The sequence below is a fragment of the Thioalkalivibrio thiocyanoxidans ARh2 genome, assembly GCF_000385215.1.
Classification (GTDB): domain Bacteria; phylum Pseudomonadota; class Gammaproteobacteria; order Ectothiorhodospirales; family Ectothiorhodospiraceae; genus Thioalkalivibrio; species Thioalkalivibrio thiocyanoxidans.
The window spans coordinates 1-16834 of sequence record NZ_ARQK01000034.1 but is presented as its reverse complement, the minus strand read 5'-3'; the positions used below and the strand labels follow the sequence as shown (position 1 = coordinate 16834).

Annotated in this window: 11 protein-coding genes and 2 riboswitches; of the genes, 3 read left to right on the top strand and 8 right to left on the bottom strand. The window is 66.6% G+C overall.

The annotated features are described in order from the left end of the window. The first annotated feature begins 142 nt into the window (after positions 1-142). Entirely contained in the window at positions 143-1207 is a 1065-nt protein-coding gene (znuA, locus tag G372_RS0102600; RefSeq protein ID WP_019624799.1) for a zinc ABC transporter substrate-binding protein ZnuA, read from the top strand. A gap of 73 nt (positions 1208-1280) precedes the next feature. Here znuA and G372_RS0102595 read toward each other — a convergent pair whose 3' ends face one another. The 8 genes from G372_RS0102595 to G372_RS0102560 form a co-directional block, all read right to left on the bottom strand. Then, on the bottom strand, positions 1281-4826 hold the full coding sequence (locus G372_RS0102595; protein WP_019624798.1) for a PAS domain S-box protein: 3546 nt from the start codon (positions 4824-4826) through the stop codon (positions 1281-1283). A gap of 40 nt (positions 4827-4866) precedes the next feature. Continuing rightward, a complete protein-coding gene (locus G372_RS0102590; protein WP_019624797.1) occupies positions 4867-7242 on the bottom strand; it encodes a sensor domain-containing diguanylate cyclase in 2376 nt (791 codons plus the stop codon). Between the two features lie 223 nt (positions 7243-7465). Then, positions 7466-8977, bottom strand: a complete 1512-nt coding sequence (gcvPB, locus tag G372_RS0102585; RefSeq protein WP_019624796.1) for an aminomethyl-transferring glycine dehydrogenase subunit GcvPB — start codon at positions 8975-8977, stop codon at positions 7466-7468. 78 nt (positions 8978-9055) lie between these two features. Then, positions 9056-9583 (bottom strand): thiol peroxidase, encoded by a 528-nt coding sequence (gene tpx / locus G372_RS0102580; protein WP_018863832.1) that lies wholly within the window; start codon positions 9581-9583, stop codon positions 9056-9058. A gap of 50 nt (positions 9584-9633) precedes the next feature. Beyond that, a complete protein-coding gene (gcvPA, locus tag G372_RS0102575) occupies positions 9634-10992 on the bottom strand; it encodes an aminomethyl-transferring glycine dehydrogenase subunit GcvPA (RefSeq protein ID WP_019624795.1) in 1359 nt (452 codons plus the stop codon). Positions 10993-11110: 118 nt separating this feature from the next. Beyond that, entirely contained in the window at positions 11111-11503 is a 393-nt protein-coding gene (gene gcvH / locus G372_RS0102570) for a glycine cleavage system protein GcvH (protein ID WP_018137941.1), read from the bottom strand. 74 nt (positions 11504-11577) lie between these two features. Beyond that, positions 11578-12678, bottom strand: a complete 1101-nt coding sequence (gene gcvT / locus G372_RS0102565) for a glycine cleavage system aminomethyltransferase GcvT (protein WP_019624794.1) — start codon at positions 12676-12678, stop codon at positions 11578-11580. Between the two features lie 122 nt (positions 12679-12800). Beyond that, positions 12801-12910, bottom strand: a riboswitch (glycine riboswitch). A 2-nt stretch (positions 12911-12912) separates the two neighbouring features. Beyond that, a riboswitch (glycine riboswitch) is annotated at positions 12913-13014 on the bottom strand. A 228-nt stretch (positions 13015-13242) separates the two neighbouring features. Beyond that, positions 13243-14166, bottom strand: coding sequence for a ZIP family metal transporter (locus tag G372_RS0102560; RefSeq protein WP_018863829.1), 924 nt, complete (start codon positions 14164-14166; stop codon positions 13243-13245). 177 nt (positions 14167-14343) lie between these two features. Here G372_RS0102560 and G372_RS0102555 point away from each other — a divergent pair, with 177 nt between their 5' ends. Next, a complete protein-coding gene (locus G372_RS0102555; RefSeq protein WP_018863828.1) occupies positions 14344-15735 on the top strand; it encodes an alanine/glycine:cation symporter family protein in 1392 nt (463 codons plus the stop codon). After that, on the top strand, positions 15725-16639 hold the full coding sequence (gene nadC / locus G372_RS0102550) for a carboxylating nicotinate-nucleotide diphosphorylase (RefSeq protein WP_019624793.1): 915 nt from the start codon (positions 15725-15727) through the stop codon (positions 16637-16639). The genes G372_RS0102555 and nadC overlap by 11 nt, the downstream gene beginning before the upstream one ends. Positions 16640-16834: the final 195 nt, after the last annotated feature.

Below are 16834 nucleotides of genomic sequence, written 5' to 3'. Positions count from 1 at the left end.
CCTGCCTACCAGTCGCTCTCTCGAGCATCTGCAGCAGACCTTGACCGCCTTCAGACACGCGCATGGCGGCGGGGCTTCCCTTCTCCAGACTGATATACTATAACGTTCTCTAATTCCGATCCGACACCCTGGAGACCCTGCCATGCACTCGCGCCCGCGCCATCCGTTCGGGATTCCACTGCTGGTCAGCCTGCTGGCCATCCTGGGCCTCGCTCTCCCGGGCCTGGCCGCCGCGGACAAGCCACGCATCGTCGCGACCATTCTACCGATTCACAGCATTGTCGCCGCCCTGGGCGAGGACGCCTTCGAGGTGGAATTGCTGGTGCCCGCGAGCGCATCTCCGCACGGCTATTCCATGCGCCCGTCCGAGGCCCGCCGCCTGCAGAACGCGGACATGGTGGTCTGGGTCGGGCCGGAGCTGGAGACCTTCCTGGAACGCCCGCTCCGCCGTGCCGGCGACCGCGAAATCATCAGTCTGATGGACGACCTCGACCTGGACCTGAAGCCCACGCGCGAAGGGGGGGTCTGGGAGCATCACCATGACCACGGGAACGATGGTCACGGTCATGGCGACCATGACCACGATCACAACGGCCATGGCCATGGCCACGACGACCACGGGCATTCGGAAGACCATCATGGCCATCACGACGAGGCCCATGGACACGAGCACGATCACCATCATGGCGACTACGATGCCCACATCTGGCTCTCGCCGGCGATTGTGCGCGCGATCACCGAGCAGCTCGCCGAACGGCTGACGCAGTGGGACCCGGAACGCGCCGAGACCGTGGAGGCCAACCGCGACGCCCTGCTCGAACGCATCGACGATCTGGACGGGCGCCTGGCCCGCCAGCTGGAGCCGGTACGCGACCAGGCCTTCATCGTGTTCCACGATGCCTACCAGTATTTCGAGCAGCACTACGGCCTGAACGCCGCCGGCTCGATCAGCATCGATCCCTCGCGCAGCCCGGGCCCACGGCGCATCAGCGAGCTGCGCGAACGCGTCGCGGATGGCGACGTGGTCTGCCTGTTCACCGAGCCGCAGTTCCGGCCGGCCCTGGCCGAGACCGTGGCCGAAGGCACCGATACACGGCTGGGCGTGCTGGATCCGGTCGGTGCCGAGCTGGAGGCTGGCCCGGAGGCCTGGTTCGAGCTGATGCAGAACATGGCGGACGGGTTTGCCGACTGCCTGGGCAAGGAATAAGCCGTCGGGCGACCCCGAGCGGTGCGTTTCGCTGCGCTCAACGCACCCTACGCGGTTGGTTCAAGGCCGGGGTTCATGCAGTCGCTTCGGGCAAGGCGGCCACCGCCACGCGATTGCGGCCCTCGCCCTTGGCTCGATAAAGCGCCTCGTCGACTCGCCGCAGCAATTCGCTACGGGGCTCGCCCGGGCAAAAGGCCGCCACGCCCAGGCTGATCGTGACCCGGCCGGCCTCCGGGAAGTCATGCTCCGCCACCCGCAGCCGCATCGTCTCGGCGAGCGTTGCCGCATCCGCCGCCTCCGTCCCCGGCAGCAGGACCATGAACTCCTCTCCGCCCCAGCGGCCGAGTACGTCGGCATCACGCAGACGCCCCGCGATCACATGTGTGACCTCCTGCAGCACGACATCCCCCACCGCGTGGCCGAAGGTGTCGTTGACCCGCTTGAAGTGATCGAGATCGAACATCACCAGGGCAAAGCGCGAGCCATAACGTTCCGCGCGCGCGAGCTCCCGGTTGAGCAGCGTCTCGAAATGGTGGCGGTTGGCCACACCGGTCAGGCGATCGTAATAGGCCTGACGCTTCAGCTCGGCATTGGCGCGCTGCAGTTCCAGCTCCGCCTGCTTGAGTTCGGTGATATCCACGGCAGTCCCCGCCACACGGCTCACGCGGCCTTCCTCGTCGGGCACCTGGTAGCGATGCACATGGAGCCAGCGCTCGGTGCCGTCCGCACGACGCAGACGGAAGACATCCTCGATGTGGGCACCCTCCAGTGGGCGATCCAGGAAGCGGAGCTCCACACGTTCGCGGTCTTCAGGATGCACGGCCTCCAGTATTGAATGCGGATCACGGTAGAGGAGGTCGCGGCTCTGCCCCCAGATCCGTTCAAAGGCCGGATTCACGTACAGGATCCCGCTTTCGTCCTGGAGCCAGAACACCTCGTTCACGCTGCCCGCCAACTGGCGAAAGCGTGCCTCGCTCTCGCGCAGGGCTTCCTCCATCGCCTTGCGTTGCGACAGGTCGCGCAGGATGGTCGACACCTGCAGGATCTCGCCCCGGTCGTCGCGGCGCACGATGATCACCTGAGACACCGGGACCTCGCGTCCCTGACCGTCCAGCATGGCCGTCTCGCCCTCCCAGGCACCCTCTCGCATTGCAATCGGGGTGGCCTCGTTCAGGATGCGATCGGCCGCCCACGGGGGATGGAACCGCCGCACGGCAGTCTCGATGGACCGGGCCTCGGACGGGAACCCCCAGGTATTCCAGCCGTCTGCAGCGGTCCACGGCTCGCCCTTCATAGGAGGCAGACCCAACAGGCGGCGGCCGGCAGCGTTCAGGAACTGCATGTCACCGGCAGGCCCGTGCATGGCGACCACGTCGGGCGTATGTTCCAGGATCCCGACCAGACGGCGCTGGTTATCCTCCAGGGCGCGCCGTTCGGTCACGTCCTGCACGGTCCCCACCAGACACTGTTCCACCTTTCCCTGACCCGTCTCGCGTGCCCCCCGGACATGCACGATCCGTTCCACCCCATCCGGCCGCACGATACGAAAATGAAGATCGCAGTCACCCGTCTCCAGGGCGGATTGCAGCTTGGCCCGAACCGCAGAGCGGTCCTCAGCGTGGACCACGCTGAAAAAGCGCTCACTGGTGACCTCGCCCTGACTGAGAGCCAATCCCATTATCCGATAGAACTCGTCCGAGCCACGTGCGCGATCCGTGCGCACATCCCAGTACCAGCTCCCGACATGGGCGATCCGCTGGGCCTCTGCCAGTTCACGGCCCCGCTCGCGCAGGGCCTCTTCCATCTCCACCTGCTCGCTGATGTCGATCATCATGCCGTACCAGGCGATACCGCCATCCGGGCGTGTCTCGGGCGTCGCACGACCCTCGACCCAGATCGTCCCGCGCAGCGGGTGGCGGACTCGGAAACGAACCCGCCAGGGCTCCATGGACCGCGCCGACTCCTCGATGCTCGCCTGGATGCGAGGCAGGTCCTCCGGGTAGACCCGTGCAAAGGCCGCATCCGCGCTGTCCTGAACCAGCCCCGGGCTGAGCCCGAACACGCGCCGCACCCCATCACTGACGAACGGAAACGCGTGCCGCCCATCGGGATACAGATGGTACTGGTAGATCGCCCCGGGCAAATGGGCGGTGGCCTTGGTCAGCTGAATCTCCCTTTCCATCCGGGCGGTCTGGTCCTGGAACGACACCACCACACCATCGACCCGACCGGCCGCATCAAACGTCGGCGCTGCGAAGACGCTCACCGGAAAATGGGAGCCATCGGTCCGCACAAAATAGTCGTCCCAGGGTTCATCCGACTGACCCGTCTCCAGGACCCGGAGGATCGGGCAGGCTTCTTTGGGATAGGGCTCCCCGCCCACCAACGAGTGATGGTTGGTCGAATGCGCATCGCGCCCGAGTGCCTCGGCCTCGTTCTTGAACCCCAGCAGACGGCAGGCCGCCGGGTTAAGAAAGGTGTAGCGGCCGTAACGATCCAGGCCAAATACGCCTTCCGCCAGGCTGGCCAGCAGGCGAGTCTGAAAGGCCTCGGCCGCGCGCACCTCGGTGACGTCCTCGATCACGCCATCGAACACGGGCTCGCCGTCCTCGTCCTGAGTACGATAGGCGGTCACGCGCGCCCGAAAGGCCCGACCGCGCAGCGTCTGCAGGTCGAGTTCACGACCGACCACGCGGCCGTGCATCTCCAGATCGCGACTGAATGCCTCGCGCGCGGCCGGGTCACGATACAGTGCCTGCACCGGGGTTGCGCACAGCTGCACCTCGGACTCGGCTTCAAAGAGCGCCACCATGGCCGGATTGAGCCAGACAAAGCGGCCTTCCGGCCCGGCCGTGTTGCGGTAAACGCCCACCGGCAGACGCCGGAACACGGCCCCGTAGAATTCCAGCTCGCGCTCGTAGCGCCGGGCCTCGGAGACATCGTGAATAATCGAGTAGAGGTAGGTGGTGCCGTCCAGCACCACCGGGCCCGAGTACACCTCGACCTCGCGGATCTCGCCCCCCTTGATGCGGTGGCGGAACCGGAAGTACCGGCGCTCCTCGCTCTTGGCACGCTGCATCTCGACCCGCACGTCTTCGGCCGACAGCGTGTTGATGTCCTGGATATGCATGGCCTTGAGGGTGTCGGCCGTGTATCCGTAGAAGCTCACCGCGGCGGGGTTGGCATCGACAATCCGGCCATCCGCCGGATCGATCAGCAGCTTGGGTGCGGTATTGGCGGTAAAGGTCTGCTCGTAGACCTGCGCGGCGGAATCGCCCCCGGGCATGCGCTGAACGGTCACAACGCGCCCGTCGTCATCCGGCACCAGCGTCAACGTACAGGAGAGCGAGGCCCCTTCGGGCGCAGCCGGCGCGCGCATGTCCACGCTCAGGGGCACCTCGGCTGTGGCCGAACGCTGCAAGGCGTCCGCCAGCGATGGCCGCTGCCCGGGCGCGACGCAGTCGGTGAGGGCAATGCCCCGCAGGTCATCCGGCGAGCAGTCGAGCCATTCCGCCAGGCGGCCATTGACGGTGCGGATGGAACCCGCGGCATCCAGCTGGACCAGACCGACCGCAATGTGCTCGAGTTGGATGGGCTCGGCGTTTTCGGTGCTCGCCATTCAGCTTACCCTGCTCCGGGCCTGGGGCCCGATGGAATCCTTATGTACTCAGTCGCACGACCCGGTTGCGCCCGCCCTCCTTGGCAGCATACATGGCCTCGTCGGCGCGCTTCACCCAGTCCTTGACGGGTTCGCCGGGCCGGTACTCCGCCACCCCCAGACTGATCGTGACAAGGCCCACACAGGGGAAGGTCGTGGTAGTGACCTGCTCGCGCAGCTGTTCGGCCACATGCTGACCACGCTCCGCGTCCGTTCCGGGCAGCAGGACCACAAATTCCTCGCCGCCCCAGCGCCCCAGTATGTCCGCCTCGCGCAGACGCCCCTTCAGGGCTTGAACCAGGCAGCGCAGGACTTCATCGCCCACTTCATGGCCGAAGGTATCATTGATGCGCTTGAAATGGTCAATATCGAGCAGCAGTAGCGAACAGGGGTGCTCGTAGCGCTGCGCGCGCCGCGCCTCCTGCTCCAGCAGGCTCTCGAAATAACCGCGGTTGGCGGCATCGGTCAGCGTGTCGTAGAAGGCCTGATGCTCCAGGGCGGCCTCGAGTTCCTTCTGCCGCGTGATGTCGTGGAACATCGCGATGTAGTACTCGATCTCGCCCTGATCGTCGCGGATCGCGGTAACGATCTCGTGCAGCGGGAAGATCTCGCCATTCTTCCGGCGGTTCCAGATCTCGCCCTGCCAGTGCCCTGTCTCGCGCACCGTGCGGAACATCTGTTCGTAGAAGTCGCGATCCTGACGCCCGGAATTCAGGATGCGCGGGTTCGCCCCCACGGCCTCCTCCTCGGTGTATCCCGTGAGCTGCGTAAACGTCGCGTTCACGCGCTGGATGGTGCCTTCAACGTCCGAGATGAAGATGGCCTGGCTGGTCTCGAAGGTCGCCGCGAGCAGGCGCTGTTCCTGCTCCAGGTGGTGCTGTTCGGTAATGTCCTGCACCGTGCCCACCATGCGCTCGGGCGCGCCCGAGGAGCCGAACTCCACGGAAGCACGCTCGCGCACCACGCGCTCGGTCCCATCCGGTCGCACGATGCGGTGGATCACATCGAACTGCTCGAGCCCGGCCAGCGCGCGGTCCACGGCTGCCTGGACACGATCACGATCCTCCGGGTGGACCGCCTGCATGAACGCCCCGTGCGTGCCCTCCCAGCGGCATCGTTCCATCCCGAAGATGCGATAGACCTCGTCCGACCAGCGAATCTCCTGTTTCCGGAAATCCCTGACCCAATTGCCGACATGCGCGATGCGTTGTGCCAGGGCCAGTTCCTGCTCGCTGCGGTGCAGCGCATGCTCGGCACGCACCCGCTGCGTGATGTCCAGGATCACGCCGTGCCAGAGCACACTGCCATCGTCCAGGGCCTCCGGACTTGAGTGGCCCTCCAGCCAGATCTCGCCACGTTCGGGACTCAGCACGCGATAGCGCTGCAGCCAGGGCTCCAGCGATCGCATCGACGCCTCGATGCTTGCCCGGATACGCTCCACGTCCTCCGGATGGATCACCCGAAACACTGCCTCGGCATCGCGCATCGCCTCCTCGGGTGTGATGCCGAATATATCGCTCATCCCCTCGCTGGCGTACGGGAAGCAGCCGCGCCCGTCGGGGTGCTGGCGGTACTGGTAGATCGCGCCGGGCAGGTTGCGGGCAATCTTTTCCAGGTGGCGTTCGGTCGCGACCCGTGCGCCGACGTCCTGAAAGGCACCCACCAGTTCGGTCACCGCACCGGTGTTGTCACGGATAGCGGTGACCTGGTCCTCCAGCCACTGCCAGCGGCCGTTGGGCATCCGCTGGCGGTAATTCAGTCGGCAGGACCCATGGGCCCCGTCGGCGATCCAGCGCCGAACCTGACTGACACACCGGCGATAGTCCTCCGAGGCGATATGGGTTGCCAGCCAGTCTGGATTCGAACTGATCTGCTCCGGGGTCCAGCCGGTCACCGAGACGGCATTGCGGCTGAGCCAGGTCATCGTACCCAGATTGTCCGGATCCATGGTGTAGATGACTGCCGGGCTGGCACGCAGCAGGCTGTCCATCCGCTGCTCGGCCTGCTTGCGCGCATCGATATCGGCAACGGCCGCCAGCAGCACCTCCGGGCCGTCATTCGTCGCGGGGATACGGCTGATGCTGATCTCGACCCAGCGGGCAAGGCCCGTGGCCTCCACCAGGCGAACCTCTACCCGGCAGTTGGGGCAACTCCCGTCGAGCAGCTCGCGCCGCCGCGCCTCGCAGGGTTCGACATCCTCCGGGAGCAGGCGCTCGCGCAGCCATCCCCCGACCAGATCCCCGGGGTCGCAGGCCAGCATATCGCCCAGGCGCGGGTTCGCGCGCAGGATGCGCCCTTCCGTGTCCATTTCGGCCAGCCCCACCGGGGCGTGCTCGAACAGCGCGGCGTACCCGTGGGCCGCACAGATCTGTGTCATTCCCTAGTCCTTGCCCGAAAAAAAGGTCTGCCTGACCTCTTTTATCTCCCCTGCCGGGAGAGCCCACGGACGTAATAATGGATCCCGATAATCGGTCTAAACCCTACCACAGAAATCGGGTTTTTTCGCAACGGCTGCCCATTTCGAGAAACGCAGGGCGCAAAAAAACGCCCCCGGAAAACCGGGGGCGCTGACGGAAAAGCGGATTCCCGCGCGCGGCCAACTAACCGCTGGTACCCGTGCGCGGCGCGGGTTCGCCCTCGTCGTCCCTGGGCTCCTGGTACACCACGTCCAGGGCCTTGGCCGCGGCCACCTCGTTGAAGCGGCGGTTCGGCAGGTTGTGCGGGGAGGCCTTGATGGTGTCGATGTCGCGTCCGGCCTCTTCCAGGATCGCGGCCATCGCCTCGACGAAGCCGTCCAGCGTCTCCTTCGACTCGGTTTCGGTCGGCTCGACCAGCAGGCACTCCGGCACCAGCAGCGGGAAGTAGGTCGTCGGTGCGTGGTACCCGTGGTCCAGCAGGCGCTTGGCGACATCGCCCGCGGTCAGCCCCAGCTCCTTCGCCTGCTTCTTGAGCGTGACGATGAACTCGTGGGTCGCGCGGCGCTCGGGATAGGCCAGGTCAAAGCCGGCGCTTTCCAGCTCCCGCGCCAGGTAGTTGGCGTTCAGCGTGGCGAATTCGGACACGCGCTGCATGCCCTCGCGGCCCAGCATGCGCATGTAGACATAGGCGCGCAGCAGCACGCCGGCGTTGCCGGCAAACGCGGACAGGCGGCCGATGGTCTCCGGGTAGTCGGTCTCGGTGGCAAAGCGGTAGCCGCCCTCGCCGTTCTCGATCACATGCGGCACCGGCATGTACGGCAGCAGACGCTCGCCGACGCCAACCGCACCGGAACCCGGACCACCCCCGCCGTGCGGCGTGGAGAAGGTCTTGTGCAGGTTCATGTGGATCACGTCGAAACCCATGTCGCCCGGGCGCACCTTGCCGAGGATCGCGTTCAGGTTGGCGCCGTCGTAGTACAGCAGGCCACCGGCGTCGTGGACGATCTTCGCGATCTCGGAGATGCGGCGCTCGAACACGCCCACGGTGGACGGATTGGTCAGCATGATCCCGGCGGTCTGCGGACCCACGGCCTCCTTCAGCGCCTCGAGGTTCACGTCACCACTCTCGTCGGTGGGGATCTCGCGCACCTCGTAGCCGCACATGATCGCGGTCGCCGGATTGGTGCCATGCGCGGCGTCCGGGACGATGATCTCGCGGCGCTCGCTGTCGCCGCGCGCATCGTGATAGGCGCGGATCATCGCCACGCCGGTGAACTCGCCCTGCGCGCCGGCCATCGGCGCCAGCGACACGGCCTTCATGCCGGTCACGTCCTTCAGCATCTCCTGCAACTCGAACATGGTGTGCAGGAAACCCTGGCTGTGGCTGGCCGGGGCATGCGGGTGCCGGTTCAGGAAGCCGGGCAGCATGGCCAGGCTGTTACAGGCGCGCGGGTTGTACTTCATCGTGCACGAGCCCAGCGGGTAGAACTCGGTGTCGATGGAAAAGTTCTTCTGCGACAACCGCGTGTAGTGACGCACCACATCCAGCTCCGAGGCCGCGGGCAGCCCGGGGGCCGACTTGCGCCGCAGGTTCGCGGGGATGGCGGTCGCGGCATGCGCGCGCGGCGCCTGGGCCACGGCCGAGCGACCGGCACGCGAACGTTCGAAGATCAGATGGTTTTCCATGGTGCTCATAGCGGTTTCTCGCTTAAGGAATTCGTGGAAGGCGGCGGGGCCCGGGTCGAACAGGCCCCGCCGTCTGTAGCTCCTGACTTATTGCGTCGGGCTCAGATCGGCCCGGTCGTCGAGGGCCTTGAAGATGGCGTCGTAGTCCGGCTCGTCGCCGATCTCGGAGACCAGCTCCGCGTGCATCACCAGATTGTCGGTGTCCAGCAGCGCGACGCCGCGGGCGGTGATGCCCTCCAGCGGGCCGTCCTGGATCAGCACGCCGTAGTCCTTGGCGAAGTTGCGATCGCGCATCATCGACAGCACGGTCACGCGCTCGAGGTTCTCGGCGGCGCAGAAGCGGCCCATCGCGAACGGCAGGTCGGCGGAGACCACCAGGATCTCCAGATCCGGGCGCTGCTTGACGAGGTCCTCGAACTTCTTGGTGGACTCGGCGCAGACCGGGGTGTCCAGACTGGGCACGATGTAGATCAGCTTGCGCTTGTCGCCAAAATTGGCGAGCGAGACGTCCTCGAGGTCCTTGGTCGTCAGCTTGAAATCCGGGGCCGGCGAGCCGACATGCGGAAGATCGCCGTTGGTATGGATCGGATTGCCCTTCAGTTTGACTTCGGCCATGGCGTGCCTCCTCAGGCTTGTGGTGTATGGCGCGTCGCGTGCGACCCGCGTCAGGCAGCCTTCGCCTGCTCGCAGGTCGTCACATACTGCTCCAGGTCGGCATCCGTCTTGGTCTCGGTCGCGCAGGCCAGCACGCAGCCGTCGAGCTGGGCATAGTCGCGGCTCAGCTCGTAGCCGGCCAGCACGCCGGCGTCGGCCATCGCCTGCACGCGGCTCGCGGCGTCCCCGCCGAAGTCCAGCGCGACCTCGTGGAAGTACTCGCCGGTAAAGCGCGGCTTGATGCCCTTGGCCGCCAGCTTCTCCACCAGCGCGTGGGTATTGGCGTAGCAGGCCTCGGCGACCCGGGTCAGGCCTTCGTCACCCAGCATCGACATGTGGATCGTCGCGGCGGTGACCACCAGGCCCTGGTTGGTGCAGATGTTCGAGGTCGCCTTGGAGCGGCGGATGTGCTGCTCGCGCGCCTGCAGCGTCAGCACGTAGCCCGGCTTGCCGTCGGCGTCCTCGGCGCGGCCGACGATACGCCCCGGCATCTGCCGGATATGCTTCTTGCGCGTGGTCATGAAGCCGAAGTACGGCCCGCCGGAGGACAGCGGGGCTCCCAGCGGCTGGCCCTCGCCCACCACGATATCGACACCGTTGCTGCCCCACTCGCCCGGCGGCTTCAGCAGGGCCAGCGAGACCGGGTTGACCACGGCGATCACCGGGATTTCGCGCTGCTCGGCCCAGCCGGTGAGTGCGTCGACATCTTCCAGGATCCCGAAGAAGTTCGGCTGGCTGATGATCATCGCGGTGACGTCGTCGTCCGCGAACGGCGCCAGCGCCTCGACCGGCGTCTGGCCGGAGGTCTCGTCGAACGGGATCTCGACCAGCTCGATGCCCTGGTTGCCGATCAGGGTGTGGATCACGCGGCGGTAGTCCGGGTGCAGCGCGCCCGGGACCAGCACCTTCTTGCTCTTCGAGCGGCGGTTCACGCGTACGGCCATCAGCACGGCCTCGGCCAGCGCAGAGGCGCCGTCGTACAGCGAGGCGTTGGAGGCCTCCATGCCGGTCAGGCGGCTGATCATCGTTTGGTACTCATAGATCAGCTGCAGCGTGCCCTGGCTGGCCTCCGCCTGGTACGGCGTGTAGGCACTGTAGAACTCGCCACGCGTGGCGATCTGCCACACGGCCGCCGGGATATGGTGCTCGTAGGCCCCGGCACCGATGAAATTGGATGCCATGCCGTCCCGCGCCGCACGCTCCTGCATCAGGCGCGCGATCGCCATCTCGTTCAGTCCCTCGGGGACCTTTTCGAGCGCCGGCGCGCGCAGTTCTTTCGGGATCTCGTCGAACAGATCCTCGATGGAATCGGCGCCGATGCGGTCGAGCATCGCGCGGATGTCTTCTTCGGTATGCGGGATAAAGGGCATGTCGTACTCGCTTTCGCTACTGCGAAGTTCGGATCGGACCCCGGGCCGGATGCCCGGGGCGCCTTCTCGTTCCTGCCGGGCCGGTTCCGTCAGGAACCGCCCCGTCGGGAACGTCGGATCAGGACTCGGCCTCGACGTGCGCCGCGTAGGCGTCGGCGTCCATCAGGGCATCGAGCTGGCTCGCATCGGAGGGCTTCATCTTGAACAGCCAGCCCTCGTCAAACGGCGACTCGTTGACCTTCTCGGGACTGTCGGCCAGCTCTTCATTGGCCTCGGTCACCTCGCCGGACAGCGGGGCGTACACGTCCGAGGCGGCCTTGACCGACTCGACCGTCGCGCAGGCGGAACCGGCCTCGACCGAGGCGCCCGCCTCCGGGGCCTCCACGAACACCAGATCGCCCAGCAGTTCCTGCGCGTGATCGGTGATACCGATGGTCACGCTGCCGTCGGCCTCCTGGCGCACCCACTCGTGGCTCTTGGTGTACTTCAGGTCCTTCGGTGCTTCGCTCATGACGTCTTCCTTTTTCGTTTGGATCCCGCCTGCGCAGTTTAGTCTGTGGCAAGCGGCATGAGGCAATAAAATCGCTAGAGATTCAGTTCGATCTGCGGTTCGCCGTTGCGCACGAATACGGGCTTGACCACCCGGACCGGGAGCATGCGGCCGCGGATATCCGCCTGCAGCTCCTCGGCGTCCACCGCGGCCGGGATGCGCGCGAACGCGATCGATACACCGAGGCTCGGGGAGAAGCTGCCGGAGGTGACCACGCCGTCGCCGGCCGGGGTCTCGATCCGGGTGCCGCCACGCAGCACGCCGCGACCCTCCAGCACCAACCCGACCATGCGTTCCTTCACGCCCTCGGCCTTCCACTGCTCGATGGCCTTGCGGCCGATGAAGTCGCGTTCGGCGTCCTTCAGGGCGATGGTCCAGCCGAGATTCGCGGTCAGCGGATTGGTCCGGTCGTCCATGTCCGTGCCGTAGAGGTTCATACCCGCCTCCAGGCGCAGCGTGTCACGCGCGCCCAGGCCGATCGGATTGACGCCGGCGTCCTTCAGCTTTTCCCAGAAGCCGTCGGCCTCCGCCTGCGGCAGCATCACCTCGAAGCCGTCCTCGCCGGTGTAGCCGGTGCGGGCGACAAACCAGGCATCGTTCCAGACGGCGGAGAATGGCTTGAGATCGCCGGCCGCCGAGCGCAGGTCTTCGGGCAGCAGCGGCAGCGTCTTCTCCACCGCTTGCGGGCCCTGGATCGCGATCAGCGCGAACTCCGGGCGCGGCTCGACATTCACGTCGAAGTCCTTCGCCACCTGCTGCATGTGGGCGATGTCGCCCTCGGCGGTCGCGGCGTTGACCACGGCGCGGTAGCTGTCGCCCCCGGTCCAGTAGATGATCAGGTCGTCGATCACGCCGCCGGACTCGTTCAGCATGCAGCTGTACAGGGCGCGGCCCTCGGTCTTCAGCTTGGCGACATCGTTGGCCAGCAGGTAGCGCAGGAAGGGCTGCGCCTGCGGGCCGTGGATATCGACGACCTGCATGTGCGAGACATCGAACATGCCGGCCCCGGCGCGCACCATCTTGTGCTCCTCCATCTGGGAGCCATAGTGCAGCGGCATCTCCCAGCCGGCGAAGTCGACCAGCTTGGCCCCGGCGCGCTGGTGCGCGGCGTGAAGCGGCGTTTTCTTCAGACTCATCTTTTGTCGCCTTGCATCCGTGTTCGTGAGACGGGCCGCCTCCCGGCCCGACGCGGCCCCTGCCATACACGCGGCGCGTACGCGGGGCATAAAAAAAGGGCGGCCAGCAGGGTCTACCTGCCAGCCGCCCCTCTGTCCTGAAACCTGAGAGTTTGCGCCGTGCCAGCGATCACTCGCTGCAGGGCCGCCCCCTTCGGTGGGCCGTCGCCGGCCGCTCTCCAGAGTGTGTCTTTCTGCACCGTTCCGGTCCGGTAGCCTGAGCGATTCCGGGCGGATGTTGCGCCTTCGGCGTCTGCCAATCGACTCGCGATCGCAGAACTCTTCCAGAACGGTGTGCGGGCACTGTCGGGCACCCGCAGACGAAACTAATTGTACACCCAAATATCGCCTTCGCGAAAGCCCGGACGGGTGGCGGCGACTTTTCGTTGCAAGGCGGCCGCCCCGCCCGTGCCCCTCGATCGCACGCCTGTCGCACCCGTCTTTGCGAGGAGCCCGAGGCGGCGTGGAAGAAAGCGCTTCGTCGCTGAGCCCCTTGCAATGACGGTGCTCAATGCCAGCCCAGTACTAGAGCGCCAGATCGATTGCCAGGAGCGCGACGAAGCCGACCAGCACGCCGACGGTTGCCTGGGCCTCGTGACCCTTGCGGTGTGACTCGGGGATGATCTCGTGGCTGATCACGAACAGCATCGCCCCCGCGGCGAAGGCCAGGCCCCAGGGCAGCAGGAACTCCATCAGTGTCACCGCACCGGCTCCGACCAGCCCGCCGATCGGCTGCACCAGCCCGGTCAGCAGCGTCACGCCGAACGCGGCCCACTTGCTGTAGCCCAGCGACAGCAGCGCAATCGCCACGACCAGCCCCTCCGGCATGTTCTGCAGACCGATCGCGATCGCGAGGGTGATGCCGTCGCTCACATCGTCGCCACCGAAGCCTACGCCGACGGCCAGCCCCTCCGGCAGGTTGTGCAGGGCAATCGCAAAGATGAACAGCCAGACGCGGCGGATCTTGGCCGGATCGGCTCCACTTTGGGGGCCGATGTGAAAGTGCTCGTGCGGGACCAGCTTGTGCAGCGCCAGCAGCGCCCCGCCACCCAGGGCCATGCCCACCGACAGCACCAGGATCGCCATGCCGACCCCGCCGTACTGGGCCTCGGCATGCTCCACCGACGGCAGCACCAGTTCGAAGGCGGTGGCCGCGAGCATCACCCCGGCCCCGAAGCCCATCATCGCGTCCTCGACCGACTGGCTGATCCGGCGCAGGAAAAAGATCGGAATCGCGCCCACGGCGGTCATCAGCCCGGCAATAAAGCTCGCCAGCAGGCCGATCTGCAGGGTGCTGAGCTCGGCCGCCCGGTCCTCCAGCGTGGGCCACAGCAGGCTGACCAGCCAGATGAACGCCGCCAGCGCAATCAGCGAGCCGACCAGAAACAGCCGGGGCACCGGGCGCTGCCCGGTGTCCTGCTGCATCTCCTCCGATTCTGTCTCGTTCATCCCGCTCCCTGAGGCTTTTTCCGGCCACTTCCATTCGGAAACCGCTTTGTGCCGACGGTTCCCGCAAGCATTCCGTGACATTGATCGCTGCCGTCGGTCCGTCCGCGCTACCGTCGAGTGCCGGCAAACGGTAGAGTCGCCGCATCGGCCTTCCGCCCCGTTCTCAAGGACGAAGCAATGCTCGAGACCCTCGACCAGTTCCTCGGCGATACCGCCAGCCTCCTGTGGGGCAACCCGATCACGCTGATCCTGCTGCTGGGCACGGGGCTCTACCTGACCATCCGCCTGGGACTGGTGCAGATCGTCGCCTTCCGCCAGGGCTGGCGCGCGCTGCGCGGCACCGACGGAAAAGCCGGCGGCCAGGGCCAGATCTCGCCCTTCCAGGCGCTCTCCACGGCCCTGTCCGGGACCATCGGCACCGGGAATATCGCCGGCGTCGCCACGGCCATTGCGCTCGGTGGCCCCGGGGCCCTCTTCTGGATGTGGGTAACCGCCTTCTTCGGCATGGCGACCAAGTTCGCGGAGACCACCCTAGCCGTACGCTACCGCGAAATCGCCCCGGACGGGAGTGTGGCCGGTGGCCCGATGTTCACCCTGCTCAACGGGCTGAACATGAAGAAGATGGCCATCCTGTTCGCCGCCTTCACGCTGATCGCCTCGTTTGGCATCGGCAACATGGTGCAGGCCAATTCCGTGGTCGACGGCCTGACCTTCATGGTGCCCACGCTGCGCGCGGACGACGACATCATGGGCTGGATGGCCCTGATCATCGGCCTGACCATGGCCGTGCTCGTGGCGCTGGTCATCATCGGCGGGGTCAGGCGCATCGCGATGATCGCCTCGGCCATCGTGCCGTTCATGGCGGTGGTGTACATGATCGGCGCATTCATCGTGATCGTCGCGAATATCGAGGCCGTGCCGGCCGCCGTGGCCACCATCCTGAATCTGGCGCTGAACCCCTGGGCCGCCGGTGGCGGCGCGATTGGCCTCGCCATCCAGTACGGCGTCGCGCGCGGCATGTTCTCCAACGAGGCGGGCCTGGGCTCCTCGGCCATGGCCCATGCCGCGGCCAAGAACGCCAACCCGCCCCGCGAGGGCTCAGTCGCCATGCTTGAGCCGTTCATCGACACCATCGTCGTCTGCACCCTGACCGGCCTCGCCATCGTCGTCACCGGCGCCTACATCGACCGCGCCGACGACGTGGTCGGTGCCTCGCTGACCGCCACGGCCTTCAGCGCCACGCTGGGACCGTTCGGGGCGATGGTCGTGGGCTTCAGCCTGATGCTGTTCGCCTTCTCCACAATGATCGCCTGGTCCTATTACGGCGACCGGTCGGCGTATTTCCTGTTCGGCGAGCGCGCGGTGATGCCCTATCGCATCGTGTTCGTGATCCTGATTGTGATCGGGGCGACCATCCCGCTGGGCATGGTCTGGAACTTCTCCGACATTGCCAACATCCTGATGGCCGCACCCAACCTGATCGCGCTGATCCTGCTGGCCGGGCTGGTGAAGAAGCTGCGCGACGACTATCTCTCCGACCGACCGTACAATCCTCACCATGGCCGCTGACACTCCAGACAACACCAACCGCAGCCCGCACGACCCGTTCGCCCAGGGCCCGGCCCGGCCGGACACGGCCATGCTGGTGCGCGAGGTCGAGATGGCGCTGACCGAAGACCTCGGCCCCGATGCCCTGGCCGGCGACATTACCGCGGCGCTGGTCCCGGAGGATCGCGCCGCCCGCGCCACCCTGCTGCTGAAAGAACCCGCCGTGCTGTGCGGCCAGGCGTGGTTCGACCGCGCGTTTGCGAGCCTCGCGCCCGAGACCCGCATCGACTGGCAAGTGGCCGAGGGCGCCGTGCTTGAACCGGACGGAGCGCAGCCCGTCGCCACGCTCGAGGGCCCGGCCCGCGCCGTGCTGGCCGCCGAGCGTGCCGCGCTCAACCTGCTGCAAACGCTGTCCGGAACCGCAACCGAAACCGCGCGCTGGGTCGCCCGCCTGGGCGACACCCACAGCCGGATACTGGATACCCGCAAGACACTCCCGGGCCTGCGTCACGGGCAGAAGTACGCGGTGCGCATCGGCGGCGGCCACAACCACCGCCTCGGGCTCTGGGACGCCGTGCTGATCAAGGAGAACCACATCGCCGCCTGTGGCTCCATCGCGGCTGCCGTGGAGCGCGCCCGCACGCTCGGGGCCGGCCGCTGGGTGGAAGTGGAAACGGAGAACCTGGACGAAGTCGACCAGGCCTTGGCCGCGGGCGCCGACGTGATCATGCTGGACGAACTCTCGCGGGATGACCTCGCCACCGCTGTGCGGCGCATCCGGGGGCGGGCCATCTCCGAGGCCTCGGGCGGGGTCACGCCGGACAGCCTCGCCAAGATCGCGGCCACCGGCGTCGACTACATCTCGGTCGGTGCGCTGACCAAGCATGTCCGCGCCATCGACTTCTCCCTGCGCCTCGACTCGTAACCGCCTCGCTCCAAGCCACGCTGCGAGGCTTTATCCAGCGTTCTGCGTTCGTTCCGGCTGGGAATGGTTCATCATCTGGTGTTTACGGTGGCTGCGGCCTGCCGCCTGCCTGCGCTGTCTCGCCAGCGCGCCGCGAGGTACTTTCTTGCTTGCCCAAGAAAGTACCCAAAGAAGGGCACCCGGATTCCGCCCGGG

Coding starts and splice junctions, on each gene's coding strand:
- znuA (WP_019624799.1), top strand. CDS start 143: ATGCACTCGCGCCCGCGCCATCCGTTCGGGATTCCACTGCTGGTCAGC.
- G372_RS0102595 (WP_019624798.1), bottom strand. CDS start 4,826: ATGGCGAGCACCGAAAACGCCGAGCCCATCCAACTCGAGCACATTGCG.
- G372_RS0102590 (WP_019624797.1), bottom strand. CDS start 7,242: ATGACACAGATCTGTGCGGCCCACGGGTACGCCGCGCTGTTCGAGCAC.
- gcvPB (WP_019624796.1), bottom strand. CDS start 8,977: ATGAGCACCATGGAAAACCATCTGATCTTCGAACGTTCGCGTGCCGGT.
- tpx (WP_018863832.1), bottom strand. CDS start 9,583: ATGGCCGAAGTCAAACTGAAGGGCAATCCGATCCATACCAACGGCGAT.
- gcvPA (WP_019624795.1), bottom strand. CDS start 10,992: ATGCCCTTTATCCCGCATACCGAAGAAGACATCCGCGCGATGCTCGAC.
- gcvH (WP_018137941.1), bottom strand. CDS start 11,503: ATGAGCGAAGCACCGAAGGACCTGAAGTACACCAAGAGCCACGAGTGG.
- gcvT (WP_019624794.1), bottom strand. CDS start 12,678: ATGAGTCTGAAGAAAACGCCGCTTCACGCCGCGCACCAGCGCGCCGGG.
- G372_RS0102560 (WP_018863829.1), bottom strand. CDS start 14,166: ATGAACGAGACAGAATCGGAGGAGATGCAGCAGGACACCGGGCAGCGC.
- G372_RS0102555 (WP_018863828.1), top strand. CDS start 14,344: ATGCTCGAGACCCTCGACCAGTTCCTCGGCGATACCGCCAGCCTCCTG.
- nadC (WP_019624793.1), top strand. CDS start 15,725: ATGGCCGCTGACACTCCAGACAACACCAACCGCAGCCCGCACGACCCG.